A 23,253-nucleotide genomic window follows, 5' to 3' on the forward strand; every position below is an offset into this window, starting at 1 on the left:
TGTTTAATTGCAAACATAAATTACGCTATTTCCATGACGACAAAAAATAAATGGAGATAACCCATGGCGACACGTTTTTTACTGCCAATTTTTGGCACTACGGTTTTAATTACATTAGCTGGATGCGCTTCATCCTCTCAATATCCAATTACCGACAGTTATGGGCCAGATCCAAAACTTCCTGAGCCTAAATCAAGCCTATTACCGACGGTTAATATAGCTCCGGCAGAAGGCTGGCCGAGTGGGGTAATGCCAAAACCAGCAGAAGGTTTAAAGGTAAAAGCATTTGCCAAAGGACTTGAACACCCACGCTGGCTTTATGTGTTACCAAATGGCGATGTATTAGTTGCTGAAACGGATGCTCCGCCTAAACCAGAAGACAGCAAAGGAATTAAAGGTAAAATCATGTCTTTTGTGATGAGACGTGCAGGCTCATCTCATCCAAGTGCAAACTGTATTAGTTTACTTCGTGATACCAATGGGGATGGCGTCGCTGACCAGAAAACGGTATTTCTTCAAAACTTAAATTCTCCATTTGGTATGGCATTGGTTGGTAATAACTTATATATCGCCAATACAGATGCACTGGTGCGTTTTCCTTATCAAGAGGGGGAAACTCAAATTACGGCCAGTGGAACCAAAGTGTTGGATTTACCGGGTGGCCTTTTAAATCACCATTGGACCAAAAATGTGATTGCTAACCCAGCTGGTACTAAGCTGTACATTACCGTTGGTTCTAACAGCAACGTTGCTGAAAATGGTTTAGATCAAGAAAAAGGGCGAGCACAAATTACGGAGTTTGACATCGCAAGTGGACAGTCACGCCCATTTGCAACGGGCCTACGTAATCCAAATGGTATGGCTTGGCAACCTCAAAGTGGAAAACTCTGGACGGTGGTTAATGAGCGCGATGAAATTGGTAGTGACCTAGTACCCGATTATATGACATCGGTTCAAGATGGAGCTTTTTATGGCTGGCCTTATAGCTATTATGGTCAACATGTTGATGTACGAGTAAAACCACAAAATCCAGCAATGGTGGCTCGTGCAATTAAACCAGACTATGCATTAGGCAACCATACAGCTTCTTTAGGCCTCACATTTTATGCAGCCGAACTCATGCCACAATTTAGAGGCGGTGCATTGATCGGTCAGCATGGTTCTTGGAACCGTAAACCTCACAGTGGTTATAAAGTCATTTTTGTACCATTTAGAAGTGGTCAGCCCTCTGGTCCACCGCAAGATATCTTGACGGGATTCCTTAGTGATAAAGGTAAAGCGTATGGGCGCCCTGTGGGTGTGGCAATTGATTTCTCAGGTGCTGTGTTAGTTGCAGATGACGTAGGCAATACGATTTGGCGCGTTTCGCCAGTTGCAGAGACAACTTATGAAGCTCCAATGAAATATGCTATTGGAACCCCGCCAGGCACACCATAAAGTGTATTAACGATCATTTATTAGCATGGGCGGCCTTTAGGCTTTATAGAGGCTCGCCCAAATGGCTATTATTTAATTCTTCAGATTAATGGCTTTGATCTGAGAAGTTAAAGTTCTTTCCAATTTATTATTAAATTTTGATAGCATTCGCGTTATACACAATAAGAACTGTATATGAATTATGACAGATCAATTAAGAGCAAAATTTGAGAATTTAGAACTTAACGCAGGTTTAGGGAAAATCAGTGCCTTTATTTCAATGTCACTCAGCTTACTTTGCCTGTTTGGTGCATTATGTTTTTTATTTCCCAGTGTATTAACGACCCCAGAACTCCGTCCTCTTTACGCAAAACACTATAATCTTTTTTATTATGGTCTGATCACTGGCATTGTGATTAGTGCTGGTTTTGGTGCATTCAGTGCAATTGTCCGTCAAAACCGTTATGGATTCTATGGATTGTGTTTTTCACTTGTTGCAGCAGTTTTGGGCTGTGGTGTAATTGAGGCACCCGTTTTACCAAGTGTACCGTTTTATGCAGGTATTGATTATTTTGTCCTGACTCTATTTATTTTGGCGTTTGTTTTTATTCCGCTTGAAGGTTTTTTTGCTAAAAATCCTGAACAAAAAATATTAAGAGTGGGCTGGGTGACCGATATGAAGTATTTCATGGTCAGCCATGTGGGGATTCAATTATTCAGCTTTTTAACTGTCATGCCAATTCAATATTGGATTACACATCTACCTGATAACCCAATTGTGCCTTATGTACAAGCTCAGCCGATTTGGCTGCAATTTATTGAACTATTAATTGTGGTCGACTTTACGGTGTATTGGTTGCACCGCGCTATGCATGAAGTTAACTTCTTATGGCGTTTTCATGCAATTCATCATTCGACTGAATATATGGATTGGTTAGCATCTTCCCGTTTGCATGTCATTGAAGTGCTGATGACTCGCTTTATTGCGACATTACCAATTTTCCTGTTGGGTTTTCATACTTCAGCAGTTTTTGCTTATTTAGTCTTTATTTCATTTCACGCTATTTTTATTCACTCCAATGTCCGTTTTCGTTTTCCCTATTTGCGATGGATTATCGCAACGCCAGAATTCCATCATTGGCATCACTCTTCAGAAAAACCAGCCATTGATAAAAATTACGCTGCTTTTATTCCACTCTATGATGTCATTTTCAAAACGGTCTATATGCCTAAACATTTGGCAAGTGTGTATGGAACAGTAGGTTATAAAATCCCAAATAGTTTTGTAAAACAGTTTACGTGGCCTTTTAAAAAGTATGTAAAACGTTTTTTAAAACCTTGGCGTGATCAGTAAATCTTAAGTGTTAGCTTATAAATGTAGAATGCATAAATAACATGTTTAAGCATTCTTCTTGGCATCTGCCGCTGCAAAATGAGCCATTTGGTCAGCATACGCTTTTTGAAAAGCAGGGCGTGTAGTCGCTCTCTGAACATAGGTGAGACAATGGGGAAACTCTGTTAACCCCTCAAATTTACTCACCAAACGTAATACGTCAGCCATAACAATGTCAGCAATAGAAAATGACTCCGTTAGCCATTCTCGCTCAGCAAGAATTGACTCCATATGTTGGAGTCGAGAGTGAAGAAAGGCATCAAATTGTTTGTGGACGGGAGTATCTGCCTGAGCATTAGAAAATTTTAATAAAGCCCAAGGAAGGCTTGCCATTTCTACTGAATTAAGCGCCGCAAATAACCATTCTATAACTTCATTACGCTGTTTCGGATTTGTAGGTAAAAGCACATCGCTACGTTCACCCAAATAAAATAGGATAGCGCCACTTTCAAAAATTGAAATATCACCATCTGTTAACCAAGGAACTTGTCCAAAAGGTTGATGAGAAAAATGATCATCTCCTCGTTCATAAAAAGATACGCTATTTATTTGATAGGGCATTTTTGCCTCTTCTAATGCCCATCTTATTCTTATATCTCTTACAAAACCTCGTGGTAATTCGGGTACCCAGTCAAAAGTTGTCAAAATGAAATTATTCATAATAAATTTCCTTATATTTTATGATGATAACTAAAAAATCCTTTTGAGAATGTTACTTGTTTTATTTAAACTCATCTTGTGGGTGAATTTTGATATTAAAAATAGTCTAACGAATTTCAATAGGCATCAATGTAGTAATCAGAAGCTAAATTATTTATTTAAGTATCATTTGTTTTAAATTATTTAAGTCAGCTTCATTTGAGGCTGACTTTTTAACACATCATTATTTGCTTTTAATATTTTTAAAAATCATTAGAAGGGCAATCAGAGCAAGGCCAATAATTAAACTCATATAAATATTGGCACTGTTCATAAGTCCGATTTTACTCACAAAATAGCCTGCAAGAATTGCTGGAATACTAAAAGCCAAATAGCTTTCAACAAAAAATGCAGCCATTAACCCTGCGCGTTCTTCGGGTAAAGCGAGAGGCATGACTGTGCGAATTGCACCCATAAAAGCTGTACCAAAACCCACTCCAGTAATAATAGAACCAATAAATAAAACCACGGCACTGGTAAAGTTAATCGCTAAAAATAAAATGGTTGCCCCAATAATGATGGATAAGGTACCCGTGAGCAAAATACGAAAATTAGTAGATTTTCTTAAGGTTAAAATACCTGCCGCACCAGAGAGTGCTAGCGCCATAAACATAATGCCGTTTAGCCAAGCCGAAGATGTCTGAAAAATTTTTGCCAGTAAAGAGGGCATAAGTGATAAGAAAAAACCACTCACCATCCAAAGCGCGATGTTAATAGGGCTAATGCTTAATAGAGCACCTCTTGCTTGATGAGGAATAGCCATGTTGGGTTTTAAAGAAGCGAGAGCACCAGATCTTTTTTGTGCAGTTTCAGGATTAAAAAAACTTAAAATGAGTTGCAATGTAAAGAGAACGAATAAAAGCTCAAAAACGAGCTGCAAAGGCTGTGATGAAAATTGCAAAATAATACAAGTCAGAAAGATGCCAGTGGCCATGCCAACCATTGGAGCAATACTATTAATTAGAGAACCTTGAAGTTTACTGAAATCTAAAATTGCGGCTCCAATTGCAGAAACGGCAAGTCCTGTCGCTATGCCTTGCAGGCCACGCGCAATAAATAACATAGAAACATCTGAGGCAAAAAGGAAAAAGCTCATTGAAATAATTTGAAGAAAAATCGCTGAAATAATGACAGGCCGACGTCCAATATAATCAGATAAAGAACCAATAATGAGTAAAGAGGCAAGTAAGGTAAATGCGTAGGTCGCAAAAATTAAAGTTAAGGTAACAGGCGAAAATTGCCATGCTTGTTGATACAGGCGATATAGAGGAGTGGGAGAGCTTGATGCGGCCATAAAGGTCATGAGCGTGATTGTGTTTAAGGTCAACGCAACTTGTGAATCTAGTCGAAAAATAGATCTAGACCATTTTGAACTTGAATTGTTCATATAAGATGAATAACATAAAAGCTAATATTTAGCTTTTATACATTATTTTTACACTAAAGCAAATCATTAGCTTTAGTGTATTTTGTATATACAAATAATATTTTAATTGTTTTTTATTTAAGTAGAGCTGATTAATGGCAAAAATTGTTACTGGGTTACGTCCTGGTGGTCGTAGTGAAAGAATTCAAACTGCGGTGCATCAAGCAGTAAAAGAGCTTCAAAAAAATTTGGAGCAAAGCCAAATTACCATACCCATGATTGCTGATGAAGCAGGAGTAACACCTTCAACAATTTACCGCCGTTGGGGTGATATCAATCAGTTATTTTCAGATGTAGCCTTAAATGAACTGAAACCTGATATGGAACCAAAAAATTTAGGCTCATTTCAGCTTGATATCACAGCATGGGTTGAACAATATTTCGAAGAATACTCTTCTGAAGTAGGGCAAACATTGCTACGAGATGTGCTATACGCAACTGAATCTTCAAATGCTCGAAAGTGTGAAACTTTAATTGTTCAACAACTTGATATTATTCAAGAAAGATCTAAAAATCGTCGTGAAGAGACTATAGGAAATCAAGAAATTATTGAAGCTGTGATTGCACCTATGCTATTTCGCATTTTATTCACTGATCGCACATTAAGCTTAGACTATGTCCATATTTTATTAGAGCGTTTATTTAAGGCTCATCCCAATTTTAATTAATTTATAGCGAACTATTAGCCTAAATCTTTAACAAGAAATAGGCATTTTTTCTCGTTAAAAAATTATATATCAATTTTTCTTATTATTTTTAAATTAAATTCTCATAATTTATATTTAATATGTTTGTGGTAAAGTCATTTATTTAATAAATGGTGGTCTTGAGTAAGATAAACAAGTTCTTAAAGTGGGGTTTATTAGTGTTTATAGTAGATAACTTTAACATAAATAATGAGTTATTGATTAATTTTGCCAGTTTTTTGGTTTTTAAGATCTAAAATTAAAAATTATTATATACAAATTAATGCATGATTTTAGTATTTGACATTTTTTAAATTTATAACACAGGGTGTTTTTTATTCTTTACAATGACTTTTCCTTGTTAAAGCAGCTTGTGGTGCTTGCTTTATATTTTATTTTTTTATCCCCATCGAAAAGGTATTTAGATAATGGATTTCAATACCCTTGACCAAGAAACGGTACAGAAAAAACAGAAATTTCACCAAATTTTGTATGTACAGGTCATTTTTGCAATTATTTTGGGCATTTTAATTGGTCATTTCTACCCAGAACTTGGCGAAAGTTTAAAACCGCTTGGTGATGCATTCATCAAGATCGTTAAAATGATTATTGCTCCCGTCATCTTTTTAACTGTTGTTACAGGCATTGCCAGTATGACAAACATGAGCCGAGTTGGCCGTGTGACTGGTAAGGCTATGCTGTATTTTCTGACCTTCTCAAGCTTAGCTCTTGTGGTTGGTATGATTGTGGCAAATATTATCCAACCGGGTAAAGGCCTTAACATTGATCCTTCTACCTTAGTCAACGACAAAGTAAATACTTACGTTGAAAAGGCGCATGCCACAAATATTACCGATTTCTTCATGAATATTATCCCGCAAACCTTAGTCAGTCCTCTGGCAGGTGGCGAGATTTTGCAGGTGTTATTTGTAGCGGTGCTATTTGGTATTTCTTTGGCTGCTTTGGGTGATCGAGCACGTCCAATTACCGATTTCTTGAATAACTTAACAGGCCCAGTTTTCTACTTGGTGGGTATGTTAATGAAGCTTGCTCCAATTGGTGCTTTTGGTGCAATGGCTTTCACGATCGGTGCGTATGGAATCGAATCAATTGGTAATTTATTACTGTTAATCATGACGTTCTATATTACTGCTGTATTATTTATTTTAGTTGTTTTAGGTGCAGTAGCTCGTTATAACGGTTTCTCAATTATTCATTTAATTCGTTATATCAAAGATGAACTTTGGTTGGTTTTGGGAACAAGTTCTTCTGAAGCAGCTTTGCCATCTTTAATGGACAAAATGCAAAAAGCAGGTTGTGAAAAATCAGTTGTAGGTTTAGTCATTCCAACAGGTTATTCATTTAACCTTGATGGTACAAATATCTATATGACGATGGCAGCTCTGTTTATTGCACAGGCTTGTAATGTAGATTTATCAATTAGCCAACAATTAGCATTGCTTTTAGTCGCAATGGTAAGTTCTAAAGGTGCAGCAGGAGTGACTGGTGCAGGCTTTATTACTTTAGCTGCAACTTTATCGGTTGTACCAGCTGTTCCTGTCGCGGGTATGGCTTTAATTCTCGGTATTGACCGTTTTATGTCTGAGTGCCGTGCTTTAACAAATTTAGTAGGTAATGCATGTGCAACAATTGTTGTGGCACGTTGGGATAAAGCTTTAGATAAAGATCTTCTTGATAAAGCATTAAAGAACCATAAAGCAGATTAACCTTACAAAAAAATCTGTAGCTAAGGGCAATTTGGGAGAGTAGCCCTGCTACAGTTTTGTTATTTAATAACTAAAAAATATATTTTAATTAAGCCATTCTAAAGTTCTGCAACATTACTTATCTTTCAAGAAAGACAATACTGTAATTAAAATCGAGTCTTGAAAAATTATGCTTTTAAGTGATCCTCAAACTCTTCACCTAATTGCATCGCTAATGAATTGCCAGACAACTCACAGGTTACCAAACCATATTCTTTTTTAAAACTAAATGTAAAACCTTTCCCGTCAGCAAGATTTTTAACTGAATACCCTAACTTTTCTAACCAAATACGAAACGCAATCAAATTTTTAGCTTTAACAACCTTTTTCACGTGAGAACTCCTTCTATCCGTGGCATTACATCTTATTTATTAATAGGGTTTTAATTAGATTTTTTAAAGGGGAAAAACTTTTTTTTATTTTTCAACTTGTAAAAAAGTAAGAAAAGATTTTATTTTTATAAAACTCCAAGTGTGCTATGTAACTAAAAAATAATCACTTTTTATTTTAAGTGCTGTTTTATTGAGTGTTTTTCAAAAATATAAATTCAACGTTATTTTTAAAATAATGAGCAAATAAAAACCACAGTAAATGTAAAAAATAATTACAGACAACAGGTAATAAGCAAAAAGATACAGTTCTTAAAACGAAACTGTATCTTCTTTGAAAGCTTAATTTTAGAAATTATCTTTACGAGCACGCAGGTAAGCGAAGTCTTCAACACTTTCTGCGCGAAGAAAGGGGTTGGTTGCTAATTCAAGTTCAATTGTACTTGGTAGAGTGATTGATCCTTTTTTACGTAGCTCACGGACCTCTTCAGCTCGTTCTGATAGAGCATGGTTATGCGGTTCTACCGTTAAGGCAAATTCGGCATTTGAAAGCGTGTATTCGTGTGTGCAATATACTTTTGTATGAGTTGGTAATGCAGCCAGACGACTCAGTGAGTGATACATTTGTTCGGCTGTGCCTTCAAATAATCGACCACATCCCATTGCAAATAAGGTATCGCCGCAAAATACAGCTTCTAACTCTTCAATAAAATAGACAATGTGTCCTAAGGTATGACCTGGGGTTGCAATAATTTCTACTTTTAAATCATTAAATTTTAGATGATCGTCATGTTGTAAGGGGTGAGTAATTCCCGGAATTTTTGTGAGCTCATCACGTGGGCCATAGACAGTAATATTTTGAGCAGTTGTTAAGCCAGCAACACCACCAATATGGTCTTTATGCCAATGAGTAAGCCATATTTGTTTTAAATTTAACTGATGATCCTGACAAAATTGGGTGACCAGTTCTGCTTCTGTGGGGTCGACTGCTACAGCTTCTTGGGTTTCAGTATCTTCTAAAATCCAGATATAGTTTTGGAGAGCATTCTGCACATCAATAAAATGAATTCTATAACGCATTGTTTTTATCCTTAAACTAAATCCAAAAAGTAAATGAATAATGACTAAGTCTGATCATACCAGAAAATGGTATTGAGCCATGCACCCAACTGTCTTTAAGAAAAGGGTTATATAAAACAAAAAAAAGCTCTCTAGAAGAGAGCTTTTTTATATGGGTCACTTAACGGAGCTTAGCCAGCCAGTTTCCTAGCGTCTGTACAATCTGTACTAATAGCAATAGGATAATGACTGTTAAAATTACGATGCTGGTATCAAAACGTTGATAACCATACGAAATCGCTAAATCACCAATACCACCTGCGCCAACTGCACCAGCCATGGCGGTTGCACCAATAAGACTGATTGTCGCTGTGGTAAGGTTTAAAATAAGTGAACTGCGTGCTTCAGGCAAAATAAAGCGAGAGATAATTTGCCACGGTGTAGCACCCATCGCTTGAGCAGATTCAATAATTCCTTCATTGACTTCAAGTAATGAAGTTTCAATCAGACGTCCCATATAAGGGCCAACATAAATAGTTAATGGAACAATAGCTGCCCATGTACCAATTGAAGTACCTACTAATAGCTTAGTAAGAGGAATCACTGCAATAAGTAAAATAATAAAAGGGAGGGAGCGTAAAGCATTTACAATTGGATTAAGTAAATGATAAATCACTTTATTCGGTAAAATACCTTCTGGGCGGGTAACTAATAAAATAATTCCCTGAATAAATCCCCAAATACCACCAAACAAAAGTGCGAAGAAAACCATATGAAAGGTTTCTTGCAAAGCTGTAACGAACTGATCAATAGAAAGGGAACTGTGCCAGAAAGGTTGAGTAAGTTCAGTTAACCACTGTACGATTAAATCTCTCATACTTGATCTCCTGATTGAACTACACCTACTTCATTTTGTTCCAAAAACTCAATAGCTTGCTTAATTAGCTGAGGATCACCTAAAAGCTGTACAAACATTTGACCAATAACTGTGCCATTAATTTCAGTCATATTGGCAAATAAAATATTTAAGCTAATATCGAATTTTTTAATCAGTGACTGAATTACAGGTTCTTGAGCAGAACGCCCTAAAAACTGTAAACAGTAAATACTATGATGATGCTGGTTTTCGAGCTGATTTAAAATATTCACAGGCAACTGTTGATGTAAAACAGTTTGAATGAAGTTTTTAGTCGTTGGATGTTGAGGTTTACTAAAGATGTCAATCGTTGAACCTTGTTCAATGACTTTACCAGCTTCCATCACAGCCACATGATCACAAATAGTTTCAATGACATCCATTTCATGGGTCACCATAACAATCGTGATTTTTTGCTCTTGATTAATTTTCTTCAGCAGTTCTAAAACTGACTTGGTTGTTTGCGGGTCTAGGGCAGAGGTTGCTTCATCACACAAAAGAATTTTTGGATGATTTGCCAAAGCACGGGCAATACCGACACGTTGCTTTTGTCCGCCAGAAAGTTCATCTGGATAAGCATCTTTTTTATGCTTAAGATCAATGAATTCCAATAACTCATTCAAGCGCTTTTCACGTTCTACCTTATTGTAATTCAGTAGGCGCATTGGCATTTCAATATTTTCAGCAACCGTCTTGGTTTGTAGTAGATTGAAGTGCTGGAAAATCATTCCAATGTTTGCACGTTCCTGACGTAATGAGCGCGCATCCAAAGCGGTGAAATCTTTCTGATTAATAATGATTTGACCTTCAGTTGGTCGCTCAAGAAGGTTGATCAGGCGGATTAAGGTACTTTTACCTGCACCACTATAGCCAATGATGCCAAAAATACTGCCCTCTGGAATCTCTAAATTGATTTGGTCGAGTGCGCGTATGGTTTGACTTTTGAGCTGATAGTGCTTTGAAATGTTTTTAAATTGAATCATATCTTCAGAAACTATGCTTGAAAGAAAAAACAGGCAAAGAGAATTTGCCTGTTTCATGTTACCGCTATTATATTACTATTTAGCTTCTGAGAGATAGCTGATAGGTTTGTCTACGTCAACTTTTGTTCCACCAAAGTGTTCTTCAATGTATTTTTTAACAGCTGGAGTGTGGTAAAGCTTACCAACTTTTTGCAAGACAGGATCATTTTTACGTGATTCAGCAGTTGCTAGAACGTTGACACTAAGTCTTGAGATTTGATCAATAGGTTCATAGAACATAGAATCTTTGAGTACGTTTAAACCTCCCTCGAGTGCTATGGTATTATTTAATACAACTGCATCAAATTCATTTTTAAGACGTAATGCAGTTTCCATTTTGATTGGTTTGATGTTGATCTTTTTAGGATTTTCGATAACATCAATTGGACTGCCCTGAACAGGATTATAGTCAGCTTTAAGCTTGATTAAGCCAGCAGTTTGTAACAAGAGTAGCGCACGAGATTCGCTGGCAGCATCATCCGGGATTGAAATAATTGCACCTTCAGGAAGTTCTTCAATTTTTTTGTATTTACTTGAATAAATCCCCATTGGCTCAATATAAGTGGTAGAAACCGCTGCAATCTTATCCGGGTTTGAATTATTAAATGCAGTAAGATAAGAATAAGCTTGGAATGCGTTCAAATCTACTTCTTTATTTGCAATCGCTGCATTCATTGAAACGGAGTCTGAGAAGTTTTTTACTTCTAACTTCAGTCCAGCAGCTTGGGTTTCAGGTAACGATGCGATATAACGCCAGATATCAGCATCTGAACCTGTAGAGGCAATCACTACTGTTTGTACTTGGGAGTCATCATTGTTTTGTTTTGTCTGTGGAGAACCTTCTTGTTTACCACACGCTGCCAATAGTACTACTGACATACTTAAAAAAAGGCTGATCAGCTTTTTCATTTAAAAAAGTCCTGATTGATGAGACATAGAAAAATAAGTATTGATCTACATCAATATGAAAAGAGAGGAGTTGAAATTACAACTAGTCTAAACTCTGTGATCTTTTTCTGGGGTTCCATAATTTGCTTGCATATTTTGGCTATAACAGAGGGTAATTGTTTAATAAACAAAAACTGTTTCCCCAAACAGTTCATCCCCAACAGTAGCCAAACGAGCATTCATAAATTTAGAATATTAAAAAACTCTCTACAGGCATAATTTGTAGAGCAAGTCTTTATGGAAATTATTAAAACAGCAGTGTCTGATGACAGTTACAACTATGTACTAATGATAGCAATAAAAGTATGCTTGATATAGGGGGCTTCTTTTTATTTGTTGATATCTTTAGCAAAATTTTAAAGATTTATACGATTTTCTTATATCGTGATACGTAATAAAAAAGCCTCTATATAGAGGCTTTTTTATTAGCATTTTAAACTTGTAGGTTTTTTAAGCTTTTTCGCGTGCAATTGCGCGGTAGCCAATGTCGTTACGATATTGCATACCCGTAAAGTTAACTTGACCACATACTTCTAGCGCATTAATTTGAGCTTCAAGAACGCTGTCACCCAATGCTGTTACGCAAAGAACTCGGCCACCAGAAGTCACAATGTGACCATCTTCACGAGTTGAAGTGCCTGCATGGAAAATTTTAGTATCTTCAGGTGATTGTCCGATACCTGAAATTACATCGCCTTTGCGTACGCTATCAGGATAGCCTTCTGCTGCGAGTACAATACCGATTGACTTGCGTTCATCCCATTCTGCTTCTTTTGGTAAATTACCAGCAATACCAGCTTCTACCAATTCAACAAGAGATGACTTTAAACGCATCATGATCGGTTGAGTTTCAGGGTCACCAAAACGACAGTTAAACTCGATCACACGTGGTTGACCTTGCTCGTCAATCATTAGACCAGCATATAAGAAACCAGTGTAAACATGTCCATCAGCAGCCATACCATCAACAGTCGGACGCATGATTTCAGTCATAACGCGTTCGAAAATTTCAGAAGTTACAACTGGAGCAGGAGAGTAGGCACCCATACCGCCGGTATTAGGACCTTGATCGCCTTCGAAAATACGCTTGTGATCTTGTGACGTTGCCATTGGTAAAATATTTTTACCATCAATCATACAAATGAAAGAAGCTTCTTCACCTGCAAGGAACTGTTCAATCACAACGCGTGAACCAGCATCACCAAATTTGTTACCTGCAAGCATGTCATCAATTGCTGCAAAAGCTTCTTCGTTGGTCATTGCAACGATTACGCCTTTACCAGCAGCAAGACCATCAGCTTTAATTACAATTGGTGCACCATTTTTTTCAACATAAGCTTTTGCTGCATCTACTTCAGTGAAAACGTCATAGAAAGCAGTTGGAATGTTGTGACGCTTTAAAAAGTGCTTAGCAAATGCTTTTGAGCCTTCAAGCTGCGCTGCATATTGAGTAGGTCCCCAAATTTTTAAACCTGCTTCACGTGCAGCATCTACCACACCATTAACTAATGGTGCTTCTGGACCAACAATAATAAGGTCAACATTATTTTCTTTAGCAAAAGCAATGATTGCTGAGTTGTCTAAAATATCAAGTTGAACATTAACACATTTGTCTTCTGTTGCAGTTCCAGCATTACCTGGAGCAACAAAAACTTGAGTAACATTGGTATCTTGCGCAATTTTCCATGCTAAAGCATGTTCACGACCACCACTACCTAAAACTAAAATATTCATTTTTAATTTGTTCCTTAACTTTAATCCTTTTCATCCCCCTCTATCCCTCAAGGTGGAGAGTTAGCTCCATTATTGTGGAAAACCCTCCTGAATAAAAGGAGGGTTAGGGAGGACTAAATTTAAATTAGTGGCGGAAATGGCGCATACCAGTGAAGACCATTGCAATACCAGCTTCGTCAGCTGCTGCGATTACTTCTTCATCACGCATAGAACCACCTGGTTGAATAATGCATTTAATGCCAGCTTTAGCTGCATTATCAATCCCATCACGGAACGGGAAGAATGCATCAGATGCCATTACAGCGCCTTCAACAACCAAACCAGCATGTTCAGCTTTAATGGCAGCAATACGAGCTGAGTTAACACGGCTCATTTGACCAGCACCAACACCAATAGTTTGGCGGTTTTTCGCATAAACAATTGCATTTGATTTTACATATTTCGCAACTTTCCAAGCAAAGATGAGGTCATCAATTTCTTGTTCAGTTGGTGCGCATTTGGTTACTACTTTAAGATCATCTTTGGTAATCATACCTAAGTCTTGATCTTGAACTAATAAACCACCATTAACACGTTTGTAGTCAAGTTGCGGTGAACGTGCGTCAATTGCAGGTAATTCGCCACATACTAAAACACGTACGTTTTTCTTAGCGCCAGTCACTTCAAGCACGCCATCAGCAATACTTGGAGCAATAATTACTTCAACGAATTGACGTTCTACAATTGCTTGAGCAGTTGCAACATCTAACTCGCGGTTGAATGCAATAATACCGCCGAAAGCAGATTCTGGGTCAGTTGCATAAGCTAAATCGTAAGCAGCTTTAATGCCGTCTAAAGAAACAGCAACACCACAAGGGTTAGCATGTTTTACAATTACACAAGCAGGTTTTGCGAATGATTTAACGCATTCAAGTGCAGCATCTGTGTCAGCAATGTTGTTATAAGACAATTCTTTGCCTTGTAACTGTTTTGCCGTAGAAACTGATGCTTCTTTTGCGTTTGCTTCAACATAGAAAGCAGCAGATTGGTGTGGGTTTTCACCGTAACGTAAATCTTGTGCTTTGTTCAATTGAGTATTGAACGTACGAGGGAATAAATCAGCTTCGCCTTCGGTTTTTCCTACACGTGCACCAAGATAAGAAGCAATCATGCCATCATATTGAGCAGTATGTTCAAATGCTTTAACAGCTAAATCAAAACGTGTTTCATAAGAAAGTGAACCAGCAGTTTTTAATTCATTGATTACGGTGTCGTAATCTGAAGCATTTACTACAATACCTACAGAAGCATGGTTTTTAGCAGCTGCGCGAACCATTGTAGGACCACCGATATCGATATTTTCGATCGCATCAGGAAGAGTACAGTCCGGTTTTGCAACTGTTGCAGCGAATGGATAAAGGTTTACAACAACTAGATCAATCGGATCAATGTTATGTTCTTCCATTACCGCTTCGTCTAAGCCGCGACGAGCAAGAATACCGCCATGAATTTTTGGATGTAATGTCTTAACACGACCATCCATCATTTCAGGGAAGCCAGTATGTTCAGATACTTCAACAACTGCGATGTTATTATCTTTAAGCAACTTGTATGTGCCGCCTGTAGATAATAATTCTACCCCTAAAGCTGCAAGGTTTTGAGCAAATTCGACAATTCCTGTCTTATCAGATACAGAAATCAAAGCACGTTTAATAGTCATGATGTTTAATTCAACAATTTCAAGTCTACGGATTAAAACCAATAAGCATAAAAAAATGCCCACGAAGTCGTGAGCATTTTATCATTTATTCACTCATTAAACCGTGAGCTTTTAACTTTTTGCGTAAAGTGCCACGGTTGAGTCCAAGAATCTCTGCAGCACGGGTTTGATTACCACGTGTATATTCAAGAACTACAGATAAAAGAGGTTTCTCCATTTCTGCTAGCACCATGTCATATACCTGAGATGGTTGCTCACCTTGCAATTGTGCAAAATAATGACGAACTGCGCGATCAACGTGGATGCGAAGAGCAACATCAGATTGTGCAGTAAAAATAGGAGATTTGCTATTCATGCGAGTTAATCCGAAAATCAAATACTAGCTTGGATAAAGTAGTATATAAATGTGGTCTAAAATACGGAGTCCTGTTTTAGATCCTAAAACAGTGACTCTAAAACATAAGAACAATTAGCTTGCCATATTTCTTCGTATTGAATAAAAAATAAGCGTAACAATAGTTAAATATTTGTTACAGCTCCCTCAAAAACAAAAAAAGTTAGGCTATGTGCTTAAATTAGAAAAGCACACATGCTTAACAGTATTTTTTTGGATTGAGAGCGAGGAGTATATGAGTCAAAGCTTTCGTGGCGCGTATCATACCATTGTCTAGGAAAAAGTGAGCAAATTAACTGCATTTTTTTTATTTTTTTTTCACTTTTTTTACATTTTAGGGGTGGACAATTTCTAATCGATAATTTAATAAGCTTTTTTTGCTTCTGTTTAGATCAAATTGGAATCGGAAAGGGGTGTTAGAGGGAAGGCGTTGAATACCCCGTAAGTTTTCAACAAGATATTGTTGAGGGGTTAATATAATTTCTTCTGTTTTATTTGGCTCTGTTGCAAAACTCAACTTTAAGTTGGGGAGTTCAATACTTTTATCATTCTCATTAAGCAATATGCCTGAAAATTGAGTATGACTTGTGTCAACTTTGCGGAGTTTTAATTTTTCTATATAAATAAGTTGATATTGTTCGGCTGATTTATTGCAGTGCAATATTTCGCAAACATAATTAAATGCGTGACTGACGGTCGGGCTTGCATGCATGAGCTTGGGGTTGAACCAGAGAATTTGAAAAGTAAAAACTAAAATCAAAATAAGGTTAGCAGAGCTCCATAGCGTATAGTACAGCCAACTATGCTTTTTATTATTGTCTTGTTCTTGTGCGGATGTTTGTTCAGCTAAATTAAGATTTGGTAGGGCGTTAATAGGTTCGTTGTGAAAATAATTTAAGTTGTTGAGATAGGTTAAAAGATCAATATTCGAATTTTCAACTTTTTGATCAAAGATATCTAACACGTGAGAATGTGTCATATATTTCGTTTGCATTGAACCATTGGCTAATGTCGATGAATTAACCGTGACAGGCTTTTCAATATTAATCAAATGGGTGAGTGCATTAAAGCTCGAATCGCATTTAGGGCAACAAACCATACCCTGAGCAACAGTCAATTGAGTAAGAGATACTTTATAAACTGTTAAACACTTAGGGCAGCGGGTTTGTTTTTCATTCATGAGTTAAAAAGTCTCAATTTATTGTTTTACGTTTTCCTGAAATGCGACACCAGTTTTCTTCGCGTTTTTCGACATCTAATATATCAAAAAATTCAGAATAAACACGTGAAACATCAGCAACTTGCTCTTCAATTACGCCTGCAAGTGCGAACTCACCTTCAGATTTAATTAAATTTGCAAACTCTGGCGCAAGTGCCATGAGTGGACCCGCTAAAATATTTGCAACTAAAACATCTGCCTGTTGAGGTTTGAACTCTTTATCGAATTCTTCAGGAAGGCCTACATATAGTCGATCTAATACACCATTAAGTTCAGCATTTTGTTTTGTTGCTAAAACAGCTTGCGGGTCAATATCAGTGGCATATACTTTTTTAGCACCTAACAACAAAGCAGCTACACCTAAAATGCCTGAACCACAACCATAATCAATCACGATCTTATCTTTAACGTCAGTTTTACCTAACCATTGTAAGCATAAGAAGGTACTTGCATGGTTACCTGTACCAAACGCAAGACCTGGATCTAACTTAATATTAGTTGCATCAGCTTCTGGTGGCTCTAACCATTCAGGTACGATCCAGAACTTTTCCCCAATTTGGATTGGTTCGTAATAATCCATCCATGCACGTTCCCATACTTGGTCTTCAAGTTCTTCGTGACGTATAGGAGCATCTGGAAGTTGAGCTTTTAAGAAAGCTTCTAAAGTGTCGACATCAATTGGGTCTTGTTCGTCTTGTTGATAAATGCCTGTCACAATGACTTTGTTCCATAAAGGTGTTTCACCTGGTAATGGTTCAAGTAAAGCCTGATCTTCAGCATCATCCAGAGTTACGCTTACCGCACCTAGAGACATTAAAAGTGTTTCTGTGAACTCAACTTGTTGTTGATCAACGGTAATGTGTATTTGTAACCACTTCACGAAAAGGACCTAAAAATTTTATTTAAAGGCGTATTGTAGCGGACTAGACCATTTTAAAAAAGAAAGCGGCCCATCTTTAATGGACCGACTTTGAAAATACTGATGAGATATAGTAGAAAATAAATTGTTTCTTCTATACTTTGTCTCAAAACAGATTAAGGAGCAGGGGCTTTAAATTGTAACTTGCCATTTTCATTTGGTTGGCAAGTCCCATTAAAGATCACACCCTTGTAATTGTAGGATACCCATTCGCCTTGCTGTTTTTTCATACAAACTTGGATTTGTTTTTGCATTTCTGCTTTGCTCATATCGGCAGCATGAGTAAAAGTTACGCCTGACAAACAAATTAGAGATGCAGTTAATATTTTTAACATGGTCGTTTTCATTTTGTATTCCTTCTTGTCGCGTTAATTTTAAAGTCATAGAAGTACTGTACATTTTTTATTCTAAGATGAATTAATTTTAATAACATTCACTTTGTATTGAATTCCTGAAACAAAATGTCAAATCATGTGGCGTACCGTAAATTGTGTGACCATAAATTTGTAATTATGTACATCAATATTTAGATAATTTTGCTATAATGTTCCGTCTTTTTTTTTCTGGTGTTTTTGTACTCATGCACTATCCTAAAGTTTATGATGTTATCGTTATCGGTGGCGGTCACGCAGGTACGGAAGCGGCCCTCGCTGCTGCGCGTATGGGACGACAGACTTTGCTTTTGACCCATAACATTGAGACTTTGGGCCAAATGAGTTGTAACCCAGCAATCGGTGGTATTGGTAAGTCGCATTTAGTACGTGAAATTGATGCACTTGGCGGCGCAATGGCTTTAGCTGCCGATAAAGGTGGTATTCAGTTCCGTATTTTAAATTCACGTAAAGGTGCAGCAGTGCGTGCAACACGTGCCCAAGCTGACCGTGTGCGCTATAAAGCTGCCATCCGCGATACTTTGGAAAATCAAGCAAATCTTGATATTTTCCAGCAAGCGGCTGATGACCTGATTGTTGAGGGTGATACAGTTAAAGGCGTTGTTACCCAAATGGGTGTTCGCTTTGACGCTAAAACTGTCGTGTTGACTACAGGTACATTCCTAGGCGGTGTAATCCACGTTGGTTTAGAAAAATCAAGCGGTGGTCGTGCGGGTGATCCACCTTCAATTGCACTTGCTCAACGTTTACGTGAATTAAAACTACCTGTTGGTCGTTTAAAAACTGGTACTCCACCACGTATTGATGCACGTTCGGTTGATTTTTCAGTCATGATTCCACAGCCGGGTGATTTCCCGTCTCCAGTCATGTCATTCATGGGTGATGCTTCTATGCACCCAGAACAAGTAAATTGTTATATCACGCATACGAATGAAAAAACCCACGACATTATTCGTGGTGGTTTAGATCGTTCACCAATGTATACCGGTGTTATTGAAGGTGTTGGTCCACGTTACTGCCCATCAATCGAAGATAAAATTCACCGTTTCGCTGATAAAGACTCGCATCAGGTGTTTTTAGAACCAGAAGGTTTAGATACACACGAGCTTTATCCAAATGGTATTTCGACTTCGCTTCCATTTGATGTGCAGTTTGAGCTTGTTCGCTCTATTCGCGGTATGGAAAATGCCCATATTTTGCGTCCAGGCTATGCGATTGAATACGACTATTTCAATCCACAAGCTTTGAAATTTACTCTCGAAACTAAAGCGATTAGTGGTCTATATTTTGCTGGCCAAATTAATGGTACAACAGGTTACGAAGAGGCTGGTGCTCAGGGTTTACTTGCTGGCTTAAATGCTGCGCGTCGTGCGTGGGAGCAAGAAGAGTGGACGCCTAAGCGTGATCAAGCTTACATGGGCGTATTGGTTGATGACCTCATCACTTTAGGTACCAAAGAACCATACCGTATGTTTACGTCGCGTGCTGAATACCGTTTGATGCTACGTGAAGACAATGCAGATCAACGTTTAACGACTGTTGGTCGTGAACTTGGTTTGGTTGATGATGTACGTTGGGCTGCTTATTGTGAAAAAATGGAAGCGGTTGAGCGTGAAACTTCTCGTTTACAACATTTGTGGGCAGCACCAAATAACCCAATGGGTAAAAAATTCGTTGAGATGACGGGTGCTGACTTAAGTAAAGAATGTAGTGCGATTGATTTGCTTAAACGCCCAAATATTAACTTTGGTCAAATTGCAGAACTTACGGGTTCTGAAGTTTCTGAGCAAGTTGGCGACCAAATCGAGATTGCTGTGAAATATGAAGGTTATATTAACCGTCAGCATGAAGATGTGGCACAGTTAAAGCGTCTTGAAGAAACTAAAATTCCTACCGATTTTGATTATGACGTAGTGTCTGGTTTATCGCGTGAAATTACACAAAAATTAAAAACGGTTCTTCCTGAAACATTAGCTCAAGCAAGCCGTATTCCTGGTGTTACACCAGCAGCAGTTCAGCTTGTAATGATCACAATTCGTAAGAACAATATGATTAAGAAAACAGCTTAATCTTTTAAATGTAAAAAAAAGCCCAGTTAAGACTGGGCTTTTTTATTTTTTGTTCCAAAAATATATGGAAACTTCCTAAGGAGGAAAATAGATTTCACTTCCTTTTTTTCTTATTTCACATATTTAAAGCAGCCCGTTATATTAAATTCACGTTCAAACAAGAGGGCTTTAACCATGACAATGAAATCAATTCGCTACAATAGAGATGAAATGGCATGCCAATGTTCATGTTTAAAATAGCGCAAAAGAAAGAGCAGATCAGTTTGGTCGGGGGAGAACAGATTGATCTGAAACAACTATAAATATAAGAGCCAATATAAAATTAAGAAAATTATAATTCAAAATCTAAAGAGAACCTTATGGTTCTCTTTTTTATATCTATTTATTTTCAGATTCAATTTCTCGTACAGCGTTGTGTACTTGAATTGGTTCGATATGTAGTAATTTCTTGCCAAAACTACGTAACCACCACACCAGTTGAGATGTAAAAGGTACGGTCGCGGTAACTTCTACAATATTTTCTTCAAGTGGAACTATAGTTTGGTCTTTACTTAACTGACTTTCATAGAAAGTTCTAGCAGTCTGTTCTGTCATGGTTAAGGTGAGTTGAATTGACTCGGTTGGCTGTTTGTAGTCCACTCTGAAGCCTAAAGCACCTGAATCGATATAATGATCAATATCAAAATTGACTGGATGCAGTGCTCGACTATCTAAGACTTTGGCTGATTTAAAACGGTGCAAGGCAAACGTTTGAACTTCAGTTTTGTCATGTCGTGTGCAAATTAAATAAATTACTGCACCTTTTTGTACCAGAGCCAAAGGATTTAAAACATAAGTTTTGTCTTCTCCTTGATTGACTCGTGCGCGATAAATACATTCTATTTGTTTGTCTTGGAGTAGACCTTCATAAATTGCTTGTTGAGCAGCACGGTCGACTACAGGTGGGATAAGCGGTTGGCTTGCTGGTACGATGCGAACTCGGTTAATCCATTGCCTCACATTATTTTGTGTAGAGAGGCTGCGTTTAGCTAAATCAAACCAAGGCCCCATCTCATCAAGCAGGCTAGGTGGAAGTAAGTGTTTAAGATGCTCCTCAACCATCATAAATGTTACTGCCTGTGAGCTCGTCATGTGAGGTAAGCTTTGAATAGGCGCATCTGATTGCCACCGCCAGCCCTGAGGTACAGCCTTATTACTTTCAATTGGAAAGCGCTGAGCAATTTGATTTAAATCACGCTGAATAGTCCTTAAACTGATATCAATACCTTCACGTTCAAGCATTTCTTGTAATTCCCGTGTCCCGATCCATTTACCGGTAGGGAGGCGAGATAAAATCTGCCATTGGCGATATAAACTATTTGAAGTTTCTTTTTCTATTACAGACATAAGCGTAATACATCTATATCCAATTGCTTTGGTGTCAACACAATAAAAAATCTTTACACATTTAGCAAGTTTGTCAGATTCGGTTTATAGGTACTTTTACAATCGATGTTAAGATTTAAAAGAACAAAGTTATAACAATGCACCGTAAAAAAATTAAACATATATAAATGGCACTGAAATTGCTTATTTAAAAATGAAATATAGATAAATGATAAGACGAGGTGGTTATGTCAGAACAAGAGCATGAATTACATATAGATAATGATTTTTTTATACAAGAGCAGACAACTACAGCACTCATTAACCCAACCTCTTTTTTAGAACATATTTCCGTAAAAAATAATCTATTTGAGCAGCTAAAATCAGAGTTTTTTAATGAGATGCTGGACGATGTAACATCAAACGGAGCTGCTTCTAAAAAAATTGAACAATGGTTGAGTATCCGTACTCTAGATGAGCTGAAACAATTGAATACTCAAGCGAAGCAGCATTTTCTTTACCATGGGATTACTTTTAACGTATACGGTGATAAAGAAGGCACAGAGCGCACAATTCCTTTTGATTTAATTCCAAGGGTAATTGAAAAAAAACAATGGGAGAAAATAGCTTCGGGCTGTGCGCAGCGTGTTAAAGCATTAAATTATTTCCTAGATGATATTTATCATGGACAACATATTTTAAAAGAACAACTCATTCCCGAAGAGCAAATCATGGGGAATGACGCTTTTCAACCTCATATGCTTAAACATGCTTTGAAAGGCAAAATTTATTCACAAATTAGCGGAATTGATATTATCCGTGATGGTGAAGGAGAGTTTTTTGTATTGGAGGATAATTTAAGAACGCCATCTGGTGTGTCTTACATGATCGAAAGCCGAAACATTAGCCAACAATTAATGCCTGAGCTATGTGCGGCCAATAATTTACAGGGAATTGAGCATTATCCAAAACTTTTAAAAGAAATATTGCAGGAGAATTCATCTGCGGACCGCCCTTTTGTGGTGGTGCTAACACCGGGACGTTTTAATAGTGCTTTTTATGAGCATGCTTTTCTAGCACGTGAAATGGATGTGCCACTGGTTACAAATCGCGATTTATTTGTCGAAAATGATCAAGTATTTGTCAAAACTATTCGTGGGCGTCAAAAAGTAGATGTGATTTACCGCCGATTAGATGATGATTTTCTAGATCCTTTAGCATTTAGACCAGACAGTGCTTTAGGTGTAGCAGGCCTTATGTCTGCTTATTTGCAAAAAAATGTTGTGATTGCAAATGCGCCTGGAACAGGCGTGGCTGATGATAAATCCATTTATCCTTATGTGGATCAAATGATTCAATATTATTTGGGTGAAACGCCAATTCTAAAAAATGTACCTACTTATCAGTGTCGTAAAGATGAACACTTAGATTATGTGCTGTCCAATTTAGATCAATTGGTTGTTAAAGAAGCACAAGGGTCAGGTGGCTATGGCATGTTAATTGGGCCTCAAGCAAGTTCGTGTGAAATTGATAATTTTAGAAAAAAATTGATCGCCACGCCTCATATGTACATTGCACAGCCTACCTTAGCCTTATCTGTAGCTCCGACTTTAACTACAGCAGGAGTGGCTGAACGTCACATTGATTTACGTCCATTTGTATTGAGTTCACCTTATCGTACAGAAATAGTACCGGGTGGCCTAACACGAGTAGCCATGCAGGCTGGCTCTTTGGTCGTAAATTCGTCCCAAGGTGGTGGCATAAAAGATACATGGGTTGTCGAAACATTACATTCTTGATTG

20 protein-coding genes are annotated in these 23,253 nt (G+C 37.5%); 6 read left to right on the top strand and 14 right to left on the bottom strand.

What is annotated here, in order from left to right:
- The first annotated feature begins 63 nt into the window (after window positions 1-63).
- Together FY048_RS02745 and FY048_RS02750 are read left to right on the top strand one after the other, a co-directional pair.
- Window positions 64-1,437: a PQQ-dependent sugar dehydrogenase gene (locus FY048_RS02745; RefSeq protein WP_446090037.1), complete on the top strand. Its 1,374-nt coding sequence runs from the start codon at window positions 64-66 to the stop codon at window positions 1,435-1,437.
- Between the two features lie 181 nt (window positions 1,438-1,618).
- The gene (locus FY048_RS02750) at window positions 1,619-2,770 is read left to right on the top strand and encodes a sterol desaturase family protein (protein ID WP_005046275.1); all 1,152 of its coding nucleotides are present in this window, start codon (window positions 1,619-1,621) and stop codon (window positions 2,768-2,770) included.
- Window positions 2,771-2,815: 45 nt separating this feature from the next.
- Here FY048_RS02750 and FY048_RS02755 read toward each other — a convergent pair whose 3' ends face one another.
- Both FY048_RS02755 and FY048_RS02760 read right to left on the bottom strand, forming a co-directional pair.
- The gene (locus FY048_RS02755; protein ID WP_446090038.1) at window positions 2,816-3,469 is read right to left on the bottom strand and encodes a glutathione S-transferase family protein; all 654 of its coding nucleotides are present in this window, start codon (window positions 3,467-3,469) and stop codon (window positions 2,816-2,818) included.
- Window positions 3,470-3,692: 223 nt separating this feature from the next.
- Window positions 3,693-4,895, bottom strand: a complete 1,203-nt coding sequence (locus FY048_RS02760) for an MFS transporter (protein ID WP_446090039.1) — start codon at window positions 4,893-4,895, stop codon at window positions 3,693-3,695.
- 134 nt (window positions 4,896-5,029) lie between these two features.
- Between FY048_RS02760 and FY048_RS02765 the strand changes: the two genes are divergently transcribed.
- The gene (locus FY048_RS02765; protein WP_446090040.1) at window positions 5,030-5,602 is read left to right on the top strand and encodes a TetR/AcrR family transcriptional regulator; all 573 of its coding nucleotides are present in this window, start codon (window positions 5,030-5,032) and stop codon (window positions 5,600-5,602) included.
- Window positions 5,603-6,048: 446 nt separating this feature from the next.
- Complete coding sequence (locus FY048_RS02770; protein ID WP_016137674.1) at window positions 6,049-7,347, top strand: dicarboxylate/amino acid:cation symporter; 1,299 nt, start codon at window positions 6,049-6,051, stop codon at window positions 7,345-7,347.
- A 167-nt stretch (window positions 7,348-7,514) separates the two neighbouring features.
- On the opposite strand, the gene FY048_RS02775 is transcribed toward FY048_RS02770, so the two are convergent.
- From FY048_RS02775 to FY048_RS02825, 11 genes are all read right to left on the bottom strand, one after another.
- Window positions 7,515-7,718 (bottom strand): hypothetical protein, encoded by a 204-nt coding sequence (locus tag FY048_RS02775; RefSeq protein WP_016137675.1) that lies wholly within the window; start codon window positions 7,716-7,718, stop codon window positions 7,515-7,517.
- Window positions 7,719-8,063: 345 nt separating this feature from the next.
- A complete protein-coding gene (gene gloB, locus FY048_RS02780; protein WP_446090041.1) occupies window positions 8,064-8,795 on the bottom strand; it encodes a hydroxyacylglutathione hydrolase in 732 nt (243 codons plus the stop codon).
- A gap of 160 nt (window positions 8,796-8,955) precedes the next feature.
- Window positions 8,956-9,651: a methionine ABC transporter permease gene (locus tag FY048_RS02785; RefSeq protein ID WP_016137677.1), complete on the bottom strand. Its 696-nt coding sequence runs from the start codon at window positions 9,649-9,651 to the stop codon at window positions 8,956-8,958.
- Window positions 9,648-10,673, bottom strand: coding sequence for a methionine ABC transporter ATP-binding protein (locus FY048_RS02790; RefSeq protein WP_311075533.1), 1,026 nt, complete (start codon window positions 10,671-10,673; stop codon window positions 9,648-9,650). The genes FY048_RS02785 and FY048_RS02790 overlap by 4 nt, the downstream gene beginning before the upstream one ends.
- Window positions 10,674-10,748: 75 nt before the next feature.
- The gene (locus tag FY048_RS02795; RefSeq protein WP_446090042.1) at window positions 10,749-11,621 is read right to left on the bottom strand and encodes a MetQ/NlpA family ABC transporter substrate-binding protein; all 873 of its coding nucleotides are present in this window, start codon (window positions 11,619-11,621) and stop codon (window positions 10,749-10,751) included.
- Between the two features lie 489 nt (window positions 11,622-12,110).
- Window positions 12,111-13,394 (bottom strand): phosphoribosylamine--glycine ligase, encoded by a 1,284-nt coding sequence (gene purD, locus FY048_RS02800; protein WP_446090043.1) that lies wholly within the window; start codon window positions 13,392-13,394, stop codon window positions 12,111-12,113.
- A 124-nt stretch (window positions 13,395-13,518) separates the two neighbouring features.
- Entirely contained in the window at window positions 13,519-15,093 is a 1,575-nt protein-coding gene (gene purH / locus FY048_RS02805) for a bifunctional phosphoribosylaminoimidazolecarboxamide formyltransferase/IMP cyclohydrolase (protein ID WP_035366445.1), read from the bottom strand.
- An 85-nt stretch (window positions 15,094-15,178) separates the two neighbouring features.
- The gene (gene fis / locus FY048_RS02810) at window positions 15,179-15,448 is read right to left on the bottom strand and encodes a DNA-binding transcriptional regulator Fis (protein WP_001086304.1); all 270 of its coding nucleotides are present in this window, start codon (window positions 15,446-15,448) and stop codon (window positions 15,179-15,181) included.
- A 373-nt stretch (window positions 15,449-15,821) separates the two neighbouring features.
- Entirely contained in the window at window positions 15,822-16,667 is an 846-nt protein-coding gene (locus FY048_RS02815) for a DUF3426 domain-containing protein (RefSeq protein ID WP_446090044.1), read from the bottom strand.
- Between the two features lie 13 nt (window positions 16,668-16,680).
- A complete protein-coding gene (gene prmA, locus FY048_RS02820) occupies window positions 16,681-17,586 on the bottom strand; it encodes a 50S ribosomal protein L11 methyltransferase (protein ID WP_446090045.1) in 906 nt (301 codons plus the stop codon).
- Window positions 17,587-17,741: 155 nt separating this feature from the next.
- Entirely contained in the window at window positions 17,742-17,972 is a 231-nt protein-coding gene (locus tag FY048_RS02825) for a hypothetical protein (RefSeq protein WP_016137684.1), read from the bottom strand.
- Window positions 17,973-18,205: 233 nt separating this feature from the next.
- Between FY048_RS02825 and mnmG the strand changes: the two genes are divergently transcribed.
- Window positions 18,206-20,086 carry a tRNA uridine-5-carboxymethylaminomethyl(34) synthesis enzyme MnmG gene (mnmG, locus tag FY048_RS02830; protein WP_446090046.1) on the top strand — a complete coding sequence of 627 codons (1,881 nt, stop codon included), beginning with the start codon at window positions 18,206-18,208 and terminating at the stop codon, window positions 20,084-20,086.
- A gap of 378 nt (window positions 20,087-20,464) precedes the next feature.
- Here the strand turns inward: mnmG and FY048_RS02835 are convergent, their stop codons facing one another.
- Window positions 20,465-21,472 (bottom strand): helix-turn-helix transcriptional regulator, encoded by a 1,008-nt coding sequence (locus FY048_RS02835; protein WP_446090047.1) that lies wholly within the window; start codon window positions 21,470-21,472, stop codon window positions 20,465-20,467.
- Window positions 21,473-21,699: 227 nt separating this feature from the next.
- Between FY048_RS02835 and FY048_RS02840 the strand changes: the two genes are divergently transcribed.
- The gene (locus FY048_RS02840; protein ID WP_446090048.1) at window positions 21,700-23,250 is read left to right on the top strand and encodes a circularly permuted type 2 ATP-grasp protein; all 1,551 of its coding nucleotides are present in this window, start codon (window positions 21,700-21,702) and stop codon (window positions 23,248-23,250) included.
- The last annotated feature ends 3 nt before the right edge of the window (window positions 23,251-23,253 follow it).

The sequence above is a fragment of the Acinetobacter sp. 1124_18A genome (assembly GCF_052824995.1).

Bases quoted from the DNA above. Each gene is read 5' to 3' on its own strand.
- FY048_RS02760 (WP_446090039.1), bottom strand. From the start codon at position 4,895: ATGAACAATTCAAGTTCAAAATGGTCTAGATCTATTTTTCGACTAGAT.
- purH (WP_035366445.1), bottom strand. From the start codon at position 15,093: ATGACTATTAAACGTGCTTTGATTTCTGTATCTGATAAGACAGGAATT.
- purD (WP_446090043.1), bottom strand. From the start codon at position 13,394: ATGAATATTTTAGTTTTAGGTAGTGGTGGTCGTGAACATGCTTTAGCA.
- FY048_RS02825 (WP_016137684.1), bottom strand. From the start codon at position 17,972: ATGAAAACGACCATGTTAAAAATATTAACTGCATCTCTAATTTGTTTG.
- fis (WP_001086304.1), bottom strand. From the start codon at position 15,448: ATGAATAGCAAATCTCCTATTTTTACTGCACAATCTGATGTTGCTCTT.
- FY048_RS02755 (WP_446090038.1), bottom strand. From the start codon at position 3,469: ATGAATAATTTCATTTTGACAACTTTTGACTGGGTACCCGAATTACCA.
- FY048_RS02785 (WP_016137677.1), bottom strand. From the start codon at position 9,651: ATGAGAGATTTAATCGTACAGTGGTTAACTGAACTTACTCAACCTTTC.
- FY048_RS02835 (WP_446090047.1), bottom strand. From the start codon at position 21,472: ATGTCTGTAATAGAAAAAGAAACTTCAAATAGTTTATATCGCCAATGG.
- FY048_RS02770 (WP_016137674.1), top strand. From the start codon at position 6,049: ATGGATTTCAATACCCTTGACCAAGAAACGGTACAGAAAAAACAGAAA.
- FY048_RS02815 (WP_446090044.1), bottom strand. From the start codon at position 16,667: ATGAATGAAAAACAAACCCGCTGCCCTAAGTGTTTAACAGTTTATAAA.
- mnmG (WP_446090046.1), top strand. From the start codon at position 18,206: ATGCACTATCCTAAAGTTTATGATGTTATCGTTATCGGTGGCGGTCAC.
- FY048_RS02795 (WP_446090042.1), bottom strand. From the start codon at position 11,621: ATGAAAAAGCTGATCAGCCTTTTTTTAAGTATGTCAGTAGTACTATTG.
- FY048_RS02765 (WP_446090040.1), top strand. From the start codon at position 5,030: ATGGCAAAAATTGTTACTGGGTTACGTCCTGGTGGTCGTAGTGAAAGA.
- FY048_RS02750 (WP_005046275.1), top strand. From the start codon at position 1,619: ATGACAGATCAATTAAGAGCAAAATTTGAGAATTTAGAACTTAACGCA.
- FY048_RS02745 (WP_446090037.1), top strand. From the start codon at position 64: ATGGCGACACGTTTTTTACTGCCAATTTTTGGCACTACGGTTTTAATT.
- FY048_RS02790 (WP_311075533.1), bottom strand. From the start codon at position 10,673: ATGATTCAATTTAAAAACATTTCAAAGCACTATCAGCTCAAAAGTCAA.
- FY048_RS02840 (WP_446090048.1), top strand. From the start codon at position 21,700: ATGTCAGAACAAGAGCATGAATTACATATAGATAATGATTTTTTTATA.
- gloB (WP_446090041.1), bottom strand. From the start codon at position 8,795: ATGCGTTATAGAATTCATTTTATTGATGTGCAGAATGCTCTCCAAAAC.